Source organism: Streptomyces sp. NPDC043867 (assembly GCF_056435845.1).
The window spans coordinates 1-12702 of sequence record NZ_JBWKDS010000027.1 but is presented as its reverse complement, the minus strand read 5'-3'; the positions used below and the strand labels follow the sequence as shown (position 1 = coordinate 12702).

The following is a 12702-nucleotide window of genomic DNA, read 5'->3' as shown; positions in this document are numbered from 1 at the left end:
ATGCAGGGCCGCGTCCACGGGGGATGCGGCCCTGCGCACGTGCACGTCCGTCAACTCTTCGCGCAGCCGGTGCCGTTGAGGGTGAAGGAGGCGGGGACTCCGTTGGTCCCGGCGGAGGAGCCGTTGAAGCCGAAGGTCACTGAGCCGTCGGCGGGGATCGTCTCCGTCCAGGACTCGTTGGTGGCGCGCACCTGACTGCCGTCCTGGGTCGTGCGGGCGTTCCAGGCGGAGTTGACCTTCTGCTGCCCGGGGAAGGCGAAGTCGAGGCGCCAGCCCTTGACCGCCGTGGTGCCGGTGTTGCGTATGGTCACGTCCGCGTTGAACGAGTTGCCCCAGTCGCTGAGCCGGTAGCTGACGGCGCAGCCGCCGTCCGCGGGACCGGTGGCGAAGACGCTGGCCTCCCGCGAGGTCTGCTTGATGCCGTTGGCGCCCTCGAAGAGACGCCGGCCCCAGGCGGTCAGCCGGGAGGCGTCGAAGTCGGTGGCCAGGTCGAGGTATTCGACTCCGCCGCCGTTGCCGCTCCAGGACCAGCCGAGGTAGCCCACGCCCTGCTGCTGGGCAGCGGCCATGATGGCGTCCTCGTCGGGGTCGCCGTCCGAGTGGGCATTGCCGAACTCGCCGATGACAAGGGGCAGGTGTTGTGACGTAAACCGGTTCAGGTAGTCGTTCACCTCGGTTGCGGTGTCGAAGACGCCGTACATGTGGATCGAGAACACCGTGTTGCGGTCGGGATCTCCGGCGAACACCTTTGCGGCGTTGTCCCGCATGGTGAACGCCCAGTCCTGGCCCCAGTTGGGTGCGTCGGCCATGAGCGTGTGGTCGAATCCGGCGTCACGCATACGCTTGATGGCGTTCTGCGTGTCCGAAGTCCATGCGGTGTAGCCGGAATTGCCGTGGGGCTCGTTTCCCAGGTTGAGGATGACGTACTTCTCCTGGCCCTTCAGTGCGTCCTGAATGCTCAGCCAGTAGTCCACGGCGCGGGACAGCGACACCGCGCCGGCCTGCTCCCCGTATCCCGTGGTGTCGTGCGCCTCGAGAACGCAGACCAGGCGGCTCTGTTTGCACTGGGTGACGACCGCGGCGACGTCGGCTGCGTCGTTCTTGGTCCAGCGGTCTCCCGTGGCGAGGACCACCCGCACCGAGTTGGCACCCAGCGCCTTGATGTCCTTCAGCGCCTGCGGGGTCCTGGTGGGGTACCAGGCGTGGGCGTGGTTCACGCCGCGCAGGACGAAGTCCTTGCCGTTCGCGTCCAGCAGGCGGCCGTCGCTGACGTGGAATCCCTGTTCCGCCTGTGCTTGCGCGTGCGCGGTGGACGGGACGGCCAGTAGCGAGGCCGCGATGGCCAGCAGCGCTCCCGCCGCGGTGGCCAGTCTTCTTCTCATTGTTGCTCCCAAGGTGGTCGCTCGTGCCGGCCGCGTCCAGGACGTGTTCGTCCCGCGCGGCATGGCCGTTCAGTGCAGGGCCGTTCTTCCGGCTCGTCCGTCCGGCCCACCGGGGCACGGACACGCTCATTCCCGTTCCTGGCTTGTGGCGAGCCCGGTGAGGAAGTGTGCGGGCCGGTGGAATCCCGCTGCCCGGGGATGCGGTGTGCGGCTCACACCGGACAGCGGGACGGCAAGCCGTCGCCGAAGGCCACCACTTGTTTCCGTGACCGGGGGTGGGGGGTGGTGAGGAATGCCTTCGTAGCGGCTGGGAGAGAGGCTAGAAGGAGACCTCCACGAGAGCAACCGTTGAAGCCAAACCGGTTAAGTTTAGCTGTAGTTCAGTTGCCGGGAACGATATCGGGGACTGATCGGATGTGTTCCGGCCGGGGCACGGGCCTTCTCGGATCGGCGGGGTTGTCGAGCACAGGTCTGGGCGCGGGCCACGCCATGTGCCCCTTCCTCAGGCGTAGTTCAGCCCGCCGAAACGGTCAGGTCGTCGGCCCTGTGCCGTATCCGGCGTGACCGACGGCCTCTTCGCTTCCGCGGGCGCGGGCTTTTCCGGCCTGCGGGCCGCCCGTCCCCCCGGCGCCCGTCCCCGGCGCGCCCGTGGTGCCGGCTGCCGCCGCCGCCGCGCCGATCAGGCCTGCGTCCAGGGCCAGTTCGGCGGGCACGATCGGCACGTCCCGGGCGAAGTCGAGGACCGCGTACTCCGACATCCACCGACGCAACGGTGCGAACAGTGTGTCGCCGGCCTGCGCCACTCCCCCGCCGATGATCACGAGGTCGAGTTCGACCAGGGCGGCCGTCGCGGCGATGCCCGCTGCCAGCGCCTGCGCCGCCTGATCGTATGCCGCCTGCGCGAGGGCGTCCCCCTCCCGGGCCGCCGCTGCGACGGCCGCGGCGGTCGGCGCGACCCCGGCGGGTGGTGTCCAGCCCGCCGCGAGGGCGTGCGCCGCTATCGCCGTGCCGCTGGCCAGCCGCTCCACGCAACCCCGGGAACCGCAAGGGCACTTGGGTCCGTTCAGGTCGACCGAGATGTGGCCGATGTGACCGGCGTTGCCCGACCGCCCCGCATGCAGCCGCCCGTCGAGGACCAGCCCGCCACCGACGCCGGTCGAGATCACCATGCACAGGGCGTTGTCCACACCGCGAGCAGCACCCAGCCAGTGTTCTGCGGCGGTCATGGCGACGGCGTCCCCGATCAGCACCGGGGTCGTGCGAGCGGGCACGCATGGGTGTGAGCGGACTCTGTCGACCAGTGGAAAGCCGCGCCAGCCGGGGATGTTGACGGGGCTCACGGTTCCGGCGGCCGTGTCGACCGGGCCCGCGCTCGCCATGCCCAGGCAGGTGAGAGCTCGCCAAGCCGGGTGCCCGGCGAGCTCGTCCAGCACCGTCGTGACCGCGTCCATCAGGGTCTCGGCCGACTCGCCTGCCGGCGTGGGCCGTTGCGCGCGAGCCAACAGCCGGCCCTGCGGGTCCACGAGCGCCCCGGCGATCTTCGTACCGCCGATGTCGAGTGCTCCGTACGCGACCATCACGTCAGCCCTTCCCTGAGTGGAGCCGGAATCCGCATTCCGGGAGGGACACTCTGCCCGGATGTTGACAACGTTGTCCAGAGGCAATGAGCCCGTTAAGTATGGGTTTAGTCAAATTCGTTGTCCGTACTCGCCGCTAGCTGCACGAAACCGGTTCAGGACTGTGGTTCCGCGCCGCCCGTCGCCGCCGTGCCGCCGGGCGAGGTGGCCTGGTGGATGGTCCAGGCGGCGTTCACCAGGCCTGTGTGACTGAAGGCCTGCGGGAAGTTGCCGAGGAGGTCCCCGCCGGACGGGTCGACCTCCTCGGCCAGGAGCCCCACGTCGTTGACGCAGCCTGCCGCGCGTTCGAAGAGGTCACGGGCCGCTCCGGTGTCACCGGCCAGCGCGAGCGCCTGGGCCAGCCAGAAGGTGCACAACAGGAAGGTGCCTTCGTCGCCCGGCAGGCCGTCGTCCATGGCCAGATATCGGTGGACGAGGCCGTCAGGGCCGGTCAGCCTGTCGCGTACGGCGTCGATGGTGGCCCGCATCCGCGGGGCGTCCGCCGCGACGAACCCGACGATCGGCATCATCAGCAGCGACGCGTCCAGGCGGTCGGAGCCGAAGGCCTGCACATAGGCGCCGGCCTCGTCGCTCCAGCCGTGCTCCTCGATCGCCGCGCGGATCTCGTCACGGGTCCGGGACCAGTCGGGGATCCGCTCGGTGGCGTCGAGTTCGTCGGCCAGCTCGATCGCGCGGTCGACGGCGACCCAGCACATGAGCTTGGAGTACACGAAGTGCTGCGGAGCGCTGCGGACTTCCCAGATGCCCTGGTCGGGTGACTGCCAGCGGGCGGCCGCGGCATCGGCGCAGCCGGCGAGGAACGCCTTGGTCGGAACGTCGAGGCCGCCGAGGTGCCGGCGGAGCCGGTGGGCGGCGCCCAGGAGTTCGCCGTACACGTCGAGCTGGCTCTGCTGCCAGGCACCGTTGCCGACGCGCACTGGACGGCTGCCGCGCCAGCCGGGCAGATGCGGCAGTTCACGTTCGCTGAGGTCTCGTTCGCCCCGGATGCCGAACATGATCTGCATCGAGGCGCAGTGGTGGGGGTCGGTCGCGGCGGCCCGCGCCATCCACTGGAAGAAGGCCTCGGCCTCGTCGGGGCAGGCCGCGACCCACAGCGCGTCCAGGGTGAGCGAGGCGTCCCGGACCCAGGCGAAGCGGTAGTCCCAGTTGCGTACCCCGCCTACGGTTTCCGGCAGTGAGGTGGTCGGCGCCGCGACGATCGCCCCGGTCGGCTGGAAGGTGAGCCCCTGCAGGACGCGACCGCTCAGCTGGACAAGCTCCGCCCAGGGTCCGTCGTACGACTGATGGAGTTCCGACCAGGAACGCCAGCTGCGGACGGTGTCGCGCAGGTGCCCGCGAATCGCCTCCTGCGTCGAGAGCTCAAGGCTGCTGCCGGCGGGCACCTGGTGCAGCGCGAACGCCGCGGTCTCCCCCGCACGCAGTACGCACCGGCCGCGCGCCATGTCGGTGATCTCCAGCGGCACCGGTGAGCAGAACCCCAGGGTGTCGGGACCGCCGTGGCAGTGCAGTCCGCCCTCCTGTGGGCTCAGCAGCGGGCGGACCACCCCGTACTCCGGTCTCGGCGCGAACTCGATGTCGACCTCCACCTGGCCCTCGACGCACTCCACCACGCGCAGGAGCAGGTGCGGGGCCCGGCGGCCGAGGTCGTGGCCGCGCTCGTTCAGCCCGGAGGCCAGAGCGTCCGTGACCGTGACCAGACCTCCGGCGGTGCGGAACTCCGTCCGCAGCACGAGGGTGCGGTCCAGGTATGCGCGGCGTGCGGTGTACGGGCCGGCGGGGCGGATCGACCAGTGCCCCGCCTCGGGGCCGAGGAGCCGTCCCAGCACGGAGCGGGAGTCGAAGTGGGGGAGGCACAGCCAGTCGACGGAGCCGTCACGGCTGACCAGCGCGGCGGTCTGGCAGTCGGAGAGCACCGCGTAGTCGGCGATCGGGCGGTCGCTCTGGCCGGTCACTTCTCCAGTGTGCGGCGATACTGACCGCCGGGCAGCCCGGAGCCGACGTGCCCGGTCTCGCGGCGCGGACGGCCGGCCGGCCCGGGAGAGGGGCCAGGATCCCCGGCGGGCCGCCAACCGGCCGCCACGCGGGTGCGAGTGATCGTTTTCCGGTGTTTTGCGAAGAGGGTACAACCATCCGGATGTCTCGCAGGTCACACCAGACAGGAGCAAGCAACTCCTTCGGTTACAAGGGGGAAATATGCGATTCACCCGTTCCGCTCTGGGCGCCGCCACGTTGGCGGTTCTGTCCCTGGGGGCCACGACCGCGTTGGCTGCACCGGCCTCCGCCGCACCCAACACGACACCGCAGAAGATCTGTGGGAGCAGCTACCGCACCGTGAACTCCGCGGCCATCGGCTCGCTCGGCACGGTCTACCTCACGTACAACGCCTCGAACGGCAAGAACTGCGTCGCCACCATCCGCAACAACCCGGGCACCCTCAAGGAGATGTCGGCCTGGGTCTACATTCCCGCCACCGAGCAGGGGGACGAGGACTACGGGCAGTACACCTCGTACGCCGGACCGACCTACGTCTACGGCAAGGGCTACTGCGTCGACTGGGGCGGCCACATCGCCAACGTCTACGTCCAGGTGAGCGGCTCCAACTGCGCCGCTCTGAAGGAACACCGGGTCACCTCGACCCGCTGACCGGCACCCGCGCCGGTCAGCGGCGCGGGATGTCCTGGTGATGTGCTCGCCCCGGCGGAATTCGCGCGGTTCCGCCGGGGCGGGTGCGCGCCGCGGTTCCCCCGGGGCGCGTACGCGTGGCGGGCGGCTCGTGGAGCCGTGAGGAGCAACTGGTGGGCGTGGGACGCACCGTGTGACACGCCGAGCCCCGATTACGCGCCGTGTGACACGCCGAGCCCCGATTACGCGCCGGGTGACGAGCGGGCGGCGCCGGACTCAGGCGCTCGCGTGGCGGCCGGCGGCCATCCCGCGCGCGCCGGCATGGCGGCCGTTCGCACTCGCACGCCGGGTCCCCTGACGCCACAGCCACAGGGACGTCACGGACAGCAGCCCGGCGAAGACCGCGACGAAGAGGACGGACACCCACATCTGCCGGCTCCCGGGATGCTCCCGTCCGAGCCAGACCGCCGACACCGCCCACAGAAGGGCGCCCGCCGCATAGAACATGCGGATCCGGCGCAGCTGGCGCATCGCCCGCAGGGGAATGGGGTGATCGTTCTTCGTTGCCATGCGGCCCGTGTACCCACAAATTCGTAGTCCAGCGGACCGCGAACGAAGAGGCGTGAAAACGGGGGTGCGGCAGTCGTTCCCCGTGCCCGGAGGCCAGAGTGGTAGCCGGGTTCTCAGCCCGAGTGATCCCCGCGGCCCTCGAAGTCCCGCCGCACCACGGCGCCTTGGTCCTCGACCAGGCCCGCGTCATCGGGCAGGTGCAGCACCTCGCCGCAGCGCTCGCACAGCCTCCCGTTCTCGGCAGGGGTACCGCACGCCTTGCAGAACCGATTGACCTGCTCGCCTTCGCTCTTCTGCGTCACGGCGTCTCCCTCGCGGTAGTGAACTGTGCAGAACGCCGCCTACCCGCCCCGCTCGCACTGATTCACGACCCGCTCCGATCCGGGGGCCACCGCACGCCGTCTTCGACGGCCCGCAGCGGCCCGTGCCGACGCAGTCCCCCGGGCGGACTCAGCGCGCCAGCGCCGCCACTCCCGCCGCGGCGAACTTCTCGTCCAGGGCCCCGGACGGCGCGCCCGCGACACCGACGCCCGCGACCGGGGCCCCCTTGACGGCGACCGGTACGCCGCCGGCCAGGAACAGCGTGCCGGGGATGTCCTTCAGGTTCGGCGTCTGCTTCAGGCGCTCGGCGAGCTGTGAGGTGGGCGCGTTCCAGGCGACGGCCGTGTACGCCTTGCGCTGCGCGGACTCGTAGGACTGCGGCCCTGCGCCGTCGCCGCGAAGGGTGACGACGGTGTTGCCGTTGCGGTCGACGACCGCGACGGTGACCTTCTGGTTCTCCTGCTCGGCGGCGTCGAGGGCGGCCTGCGCGGCCTCGGCCGCGGCGTCCACCGTGAGATGGCTGGACGAGACGGTGCCGCCGCTCCTCACGTCCGTCGCGGGCGCCGCGCCGGTGGAGGCGGGCGCCGAGGCGTTCGCGGACACCGTGCCGAGGGTGCCGGCGGCGACGGCGGCGATCACGGCGCTGCCGGCGGCGACGCGGGCGCGGCGGGAGAGCTTCTTCATGGCATGACTCCTGGTGGTGAGGGTGGTTCGCTTCTTCCGCTCTCCAGCCTGGTGCCGCCCGGGGTCCATGACCGTCGGCGTTTCGGCGGGTCCCGGCGTACCGACCGGCCGACGCCGGGGTCGACCGATCGGATGACCCGGGGATGGCCTGAGCTGGCGACAATGGGAACGTTCGGGCAGGCGGGAGCGGTGAGGGAGGTGGACGGCATGGACACGGGCACGGACCGGACGTACGCCGGGGAGGCGGGCGCCGGCGAGGCGTACGGCGCGGACGCCGGTCCTACCGACGGACCGGGCACGAGCACGGGCACCGCCGGCGTCGACGGCATGGGTGCGTCCACGGACGAGAGGTACGCCGCGGACACGCGCCGGCTCGCGGCCGTGATGCACGTGGCGTTCTTCCTCCTGCTGGGCGGTGCGCTCGCCCGCTTCCTGCTGCGCCATCCCGGGGAAGCCCGCACCCCGTGGATCGTCGCGCTCAGCGTTCTCCTGGCGGTCCTGTACGCCATCCCGCTCCCGGGGGCCGCACTCGGGCACCGGCGGCCGTTCGCCCGGACACCGCGGCCGACCGGGGCGGACGCGGAGCGCTCCCCGCTACGGCTCGTCCGGCTGGCCGGGGTCGTCGTGGGGTGGATGGCGCTGGTCGTGCTCGCGCCCAGCTTCGCCTGGTGCGCGGTGCCGCTTTTCTACACGGGGCTGCGCGTCCTCCCGTCGCGGTCCGCACTCGCGCTGGTCGTCGTACTGACGGCCCTCGTCGTGGCGGCCCAGCTCCGGCTGGCCGGCGGCTTCGACCCGAACCTGCTGCTCGCGCCGCCCGCCGTCGCCGCGATCGCCACCGCCGTCTTCCTCCAGATGGAACGGCAGACGGTGCGGCAGCGCGTGCTCATCGACGACCTGGTCCGCACCCGCCGCGAGCTGGCCGCCTCCGAGCGCCGCGAAGGCACCCTCACCGAGCGGCAGCGGCTGTCGATGGAGATCCACGACACGCTCGCCCAGGGGCTGTCGAGCCAGCGGATGCTCCTCCAGGCAGCGGACCGGGTCTGGGAGTCCGACCCGGACAGGGCGCGCACGCACCTGCGGACCGCCGAAGCGGTCACCGAACACAGTCTCGACGAGGCCCGCCGCTTCGTGCACGACCTGGCGCCGGCCGATCTGGCCCGCGGCGGTGACCTCGGCCAGGCGCTGCGCGCGCTGGCCGCACGCGAGTCGGGCGAGCACCTCACCGTCCAGGTGCACATCGACGGCGGCGACCGCGGGCCACGGCTTCCCGAGCGGGTCCGTTCCGCACTGCTGCGGATCGCCCAGGGCGCGCTGGCGAACGTACGGGAGCACTCCGGCGCGCGTACGGCCACGCTCACCCTTACGGTGCTGGACGACCTGGTCGTCCTGGATGTCGCCGACGACGGCCGCGGTTTCGCCCCCGAGGGTCCGGACCGCCGCGCGTCCGGTGTGCGCGGCCACGGGGTGCCCGCGATGCGTGCCCGTGCCCGTCAGCTCGGCGGCACCCTGACCATCGAGTCCGCGCCCGGAGAGGGTGCCGTCCTGTCCGCCGCGATCCCGCTGGAGCCCTCCCGATGACCGGTGCGACCGGCACGTCCCGCCCCGTCCGCATCCTGCTGTGCGACGACCATGTCGTCGTACGGGCCGGGCTGCTCGCCCTGCTCGACAGCACCCCCGACATCGAGGTCGTCGGCGAGGCGGGCACGGGAGAGGAGGCGCTCGCGCTGAGTGCGAAGCTGCGTCCGGACGTGGTGCTGATGGACCTCCAGCTCGGTGCCGGGATCGACGGCGTGGAGACGACCCGCCGCCTCACGGCTCCCGGGAACGGCCCGCGCGTCCTGGTCCTCACGACGTACGACACGGACGCCGACATCACCCGCGCCATCGAGGCCGGAGCGACGGGCTACCTGCTCAAGGCCGAACGGCCGGAGGAGCTCTTCGCCGCGATCCACGACGCCGCCCAGGGCCGTACGGCGCTCTCGGCGCCCGTCGCCGGCCGCGTCATGGCCAACCTGCGCAGCCCGCGGCCCACGCTCACCGCCCGCGAGCGGGACATCCTGACGCAGCTCGCGCGGGGACTCGGCAACCGGGAGATCGCGAAAGTTCTCTTCATCAGCGAGGCGACCGTGAAGACCCACCTCGGACGCATCTACGGCAAGCTCTCCGTCGACACGCGGGCCGGCGCGGTGGCCGTGGCCAAGGAACAACGCCTGCTGCCGTGACCGGAGCGGGACACCCACGGCCTCCTCCTCCGGGCCGGTCAGCTGCCGCCGGCCAGTTCGCCGCTGAGCCGGTCGTGGATGCGCGCGCTCGGCGAGTTCAGCCCGACGATCTCGACGGTCTTGCCGCGCTGCGCGTACTTGGTCTCTACGGCGTCCAGGGCGGCGACGGAGGAGGCGTCCCAGATGTGGGCGGCGGACAGGTCGATGACGACCTTGTCGGGGTCCGTGGCGTAGTCGAACTGGCCGACGAGGTCGTTGGAGGAAGCGAAGAACAGTTCGCCGGTCACGGAGTAGACGACCTGGCCGCCGTCCGGTCCGGTGACCGAGGTGACGGTGGCGAGGTGGGCGACGCGCTTCGCGAAGATCACCATGGCGGTGACGGAGCCGACGACGACGCCGATCGCGAGGTTGCTCGTGGCCACCACGCAGCCGACGGTGACGACCATGACGGTGATCTCTCCGGCGGGCATCCGCCTGAGGGTCTTCGGGGCGATGGAGTGCCAGTCGAAGGTCGCGAGGGACACCATCACCATGACGGCGACCAGGGCGGCCATCGGGATGTCGGAGACGACCGGGCCGAGACCGATGCACAGCACCATCAGGAATGAACCCGCGAGGAAGGTGGACAGGCGCGTACGGGCAACCTGACACCTTCACGTTGATCATGGTCTGGCCGATCATCGCGCACCCGCCCATGCCGCCGAAGAAGCCGGTGACGATGTTGGCGACGCCCTGTCCGACGGACTCACGGGTCTTGCTGGAGTGCGTGTCGGTGATGTCGTCGACGAGCTTGGCCGTCATCAGCGACTCCATCAGGCCGACCAGCGCCATCGCCAGCGCGTACGGAGCGACGGCCGTGACGGTGTCCGTCGTGAACGGAACGTCCGGAAGGCCCGGCACCGGCAGCGAGGACGGCAGGTCGCCCTTGTCCCCCACGGCGGGTACGGCGATGCCGGCCGCCACGGTGACGACGGTGTGGATGACGATCGACACGAGCGGTGCCGGGACCGTCCGGGGATCCGGGGGAAGAACACCATGAGCACCAGGCCTGCGGCGAGCAGCGGGTAGACGGCCCAGGGCACGTCGTGCATCTCGGGCACCTGTGCCACGAAGATCGGAGGGGGCGTCGTCGATCCCGGGACGGCTGACGGTCGCGGGACCGGCCCGCCCCACACCCTGTGCCGGACGCGGCGGAGCCGATCCGGCGATCAACCACCTTACCGTCGACGTCACCGGGCACCGGGGTCGCGATTCTTCGCTACCGAGGGGCGTTCGGGGTGAGCCGCTCGTCAGAAGGGCGGTGTCGGCGAGGGGGAGGCGCCTGTGAGGTCGGCGCCGGTGTCGGCGTGCCGCTCGGACTGCCTGACGCCGTGCCAGTCCAGGCACATGATCGTCGCATCGTCCTGGAGGTGCCCGTCGTTCGAGGCGATGACCTGCGCGATCATCGTGCGGGCGGCCTCCCTCGGATGCAGGTCACTGGTGCGCTCTATCAGGCCGTTCAGGTCCACGCCGCTCGCACTGCGTTCGAGCATGCCGTCCGTGACCATGATCAGGCGGTCGCCGGGCTGCAGATCCAGGTGCTGGAGCCGGTAGCTGTGCGGGAAGTGGAAACCGAACGGCATGTCGATGTCGACGCTGAGTTCCTCCACCTTCCCGTGGCGCAGTCGCAGGGGCCAGGGGTGTCCCGCGTTGACGAACTCGACGCGGCCGTCGACCAGGCTTATGCGCAGCAGCTGGCCGGTGACGTACTTCTGCCTGCCGTGCTCCAGCATCGCCCGGTGGGCCTGTCCGGCCTGTTCGACGAGTCCGGCGCCCGCCCGCCGGGCCCGGCGCAGCGCCCCCACGGCCAGCGTGGCGAGCAGCGCGGCGTCCACGTCGTGCCCCATGGCGTCGGTGACGGACAGCTGCACGGTGTCGCGGTCGATGACGTAGTCGAACGTGTCGCCGCCGACGAGGTCGGCGGGCTCCAGTGCCCCGGCGACCGTGAACTGCGCGGCCTCGCAGGCCAGGGAGTCGGGCAGCAGGCGGTGCTGGATCTCGGCGGCCAGGCTCAGTGGGCTGGTGCGGCGGCCCCACTGGTACACGTCGGTGAACGAGCGGTTGGCGATGACGATGTACGCGAGCGCGTGCGCCGTCTCGCCGATCTCCCGCATCGCCGCCGTGTCGGGCGCCGTGGGGAGGAAGAGTTCCAGGAGGCCTATGGCGTCCCCCCGGTTGGTGACCGGCGCGACGACCCGCACCGTGCGTCCGTCGTCCTTGGTCTCCGTGGTCGACTGCTGGGTGCGGATCACTTCGTCGTACAGCGTGCCGGGCAGGTCGATGCGCCGGGCGGGCTCATCGGTCTCGACGGTTCCGGCGGCACCGAGACGCACCACCGACCCGCCGGTGAAGTCCGTGATGAGGAAGGACACCATCGTCGCGTTGATGCGCTCCTTGAGCATGCGGGCGACGACGTCGAGGGATTCGACGGGTGCCGCGGTCTCCGCGGCGGCCAGTACCCCGGCGAGCCCGACGGCCCGGCCCTTGCCGTGGCTGTCCGGGGAGGGAGGAGCCTGCGGTCCGGGCTCGGAGCTCGGCTCGTATGCGCTCACTGATGAGTCTCCCGTCGTCCGAGCACCCCGGATCCCTCTCGCCGGAGAGGACGCGCGGCGGGCGAGCCCCGCCGCGTTGAGGGCGACCGGAAGCAACCCGGCAGCAGCAGTCTCCCATCCCGGTGCCCGCGTGCGCCCTTTTCACTCGACGACTTCCGCCTTGATCGGCTTCGTGCGGACGACCCGGCAACGGGTTCCCTTCCGTACGGCTCCGTCCCGGGGAGACCCGGCCACTCCTCGACGAGCCGGCCCGCGATCGGCAGGAGCCCGCCCGTACGCGGCTGTTCCTCCCGGGCATCCGGCCGGACAGGCGCGAGCCGGCCCGGCGCCCGAGGCGTCCGGCCGGCTCGCGCCTGAGGCGTCCCCCGTCGGGGCCGTCCTCGGCATCGCGTCGGTCAGTCCGTGCCCGACTCCATCGCGGCGCGGTCCAGCATCTCGTCCTCCGCGGAGACCTCGCCGCGGGAGGCGATGGCCTCTGCGCCGCCCTCGGGCATCGTGCCGATCAGTCCGGTCGCGGCGGCCTGGGCGGCACCGATGGCCGGATTCGCGGTCCCGATGAGGCCGAGACCGGCGTACTGCGGCCTTGGGGAACATCGGTACAGCCGTTGGCGCTGAGAACGATCATGGTCGGCTAGCACAGAGGTCGTCTCCAGAACGGGGGTTCGCCGAAAGA

The 12702-nt window shown here is 71.3% G+C and carries 10 protein-coding genes and 2 pseudogenes; 3 read left to right on the top strand and 9 right to left on the bottom strand.

The genetic code is table 11. The features are described 5' to 3' along the window. Nucleotides 1-50: 50 nt before the first annotated feature. The 3 genes from AC069T_RS25075 to AC069T_RS25065 form a co-directional block, all read right to left on the bottom strand. Nucleotides 51-1382 (bottom strand): cellulase family glycosylhydrolase, encoded by a 1332-nt coding sequence (locus tag AC069T_RS25075; protein WP_478784851.1) that lies wholly within the window; start codon nucleotides 1380-1382, stop codon nucleotides 51-53. Between the two features lie 530 nt (nucleotides 1383-1912). Continuing rightward, complete coding sequence (locus tag AC069T_RS25070; RefSeq protein WP_478784950.1) at nucleotides 1913-2959, bottom strand: ROK family protein; 1047 nt, start codon at nucleotides 2957-2959, stop codon at nucleotides 1913-1915. A gap of 155 nt (nucleotides 2960-3114) precedes the next feature. After that, nucleotides 3115-4971 (bottom strand): glycoside hydrolase family 15 protein, encoded by a 1857-nt coding sequence (locus AC069T_RS25065; RefSeq protein ID WP_478784850.1) that lies wholly within the window; start codon nucleotides 4969-4971, stop codon nucleotides 3115-3117. 241 nt (nucleotides 4972-5212) lie between these two features. Between AC069T_RS25065 and AC069T_RS25060 the strand changes: the two genes are divergently transcribed. After that, the gene (locus AC069T_RS25060; RefSeq protein ID WP_478784849.1) at nucleotides 5213-5662 is read left to right on the top strand and encodes a spore-associated protein; all 450 of its coding nucleotides are present in this window, start codon (nucleotides 5213-5215) and stop codon (nucleotides 5660-5662) included. A 255-nt stretch (nucleotides 5663-5917) separates the two neighbouring features. Here the strand turns inward: AC069T_RS25060 and AC069T_RS25055 are convergent, their stop codons facing one another. The 3 genes from AC069T_RS25055 to AC069T_RS25045 all read right to left on the bottom strand — a co-directional run bounded on the left by AC069T_RS25055 (nucleotide 5918) and on the right by AC069T_RS25045 (nucleotide 7216). Then, entirely contained in the window at nucleotides 5918-6211 is a 294-nt protein-coding gene (locus tag AC069T_RS25055; RefSeq protein WP_478784848.1) for a hypothetical protein, read from the bottom strand. A 113-nt stretch (nucleotides 6212-6324) separates the two neighbouring features. Continuing rightward, nucleotides 6325-6513 carry a hypothetical protein gene (locus AC069T_RS25050; RefSeq protein ID WP_478784847.1) on the bottom strand — a complete coding sequence of 63 codons (189 nt, stop codon included), beginning with the start codon at nucleotides 6511-6513 and terminating at the stop codon, nucleotides 6325-6327. Nucleotides 6514-6661: 148 nt separating this feature from the next. Beyond that, entirely contained in the window at nucleotides 6662-7216 is a 555-nt protein-coding gene (locus AC069T_RS25045; RefSeq protein ID WP_478784846.1) for a heme-binding protein, read from the bottom strand. A gap of 327 nt (nucleotides 7217-7543) precedes the next feature. Here AC069T_RS25045 and AC069T_RS25040 point away from each other — a divergent pair, with 327 nt between their 5' ends. Then, the gene (locus AC069T_RS25040) at nucleotides 7544-8794 is read left to right on the top strand and encodes a sensor histidine kinase (protein ID WP_478784949.1); all 1251 of its coding nucleotides are present in this window, start codon (nucleotides 7544-7546) and stop codon (nucleotides 8792-8794) included. Beyond that, entirely contained in the window at nucleotides 8791-9438 is a 648-nt protein-coding gene (locus AC069T_RS25035) for a response regulator (RefSeq protein WP_478784845.1), read from the top strand. The genes AC069T_RS25040 and AC069T_RS25035 overlap by 4 nt, the downstream gene beginning before the upstream one ends. Nucleotides 9439-9476: 38 nt before the next feature. Here AC069T_RS25035 and AC069T_RS25030 read toward each other — a convergent pair. From AC069T_RS25030 to AC069T_RS25020, 3 genes and pseudogenes are all read right to left on the bottom strand, one after another. Then, a pseudogene (locus AC069T_RS25030) lies at nucleotides 9477-10553 on the bottom strand (SulP family inorganic anion transporter); the annotation flags it as partial. A 174-nt stretch (nucleotides 10554-10727) separates the two neighbouring features. Further along, a complete protein-coding gene (locus AC069T_RS25025) occupies nucleotides 10728-12029 on the bottom strand; it encodes a PP2C family protein-serine/threonine phosphatase (RefSeq protein ID WP_478784844.1) in 1302 nt (433 codons plus the stop codon). Between the two features lie 395 nt (nucleotides 12030-12424). Beyond that, nucleotides 12425-12702 (bottom strand): annotated as a pseudogene (locus AC069T_RS25020) (hypothetical protein); the annotation flags it as partial.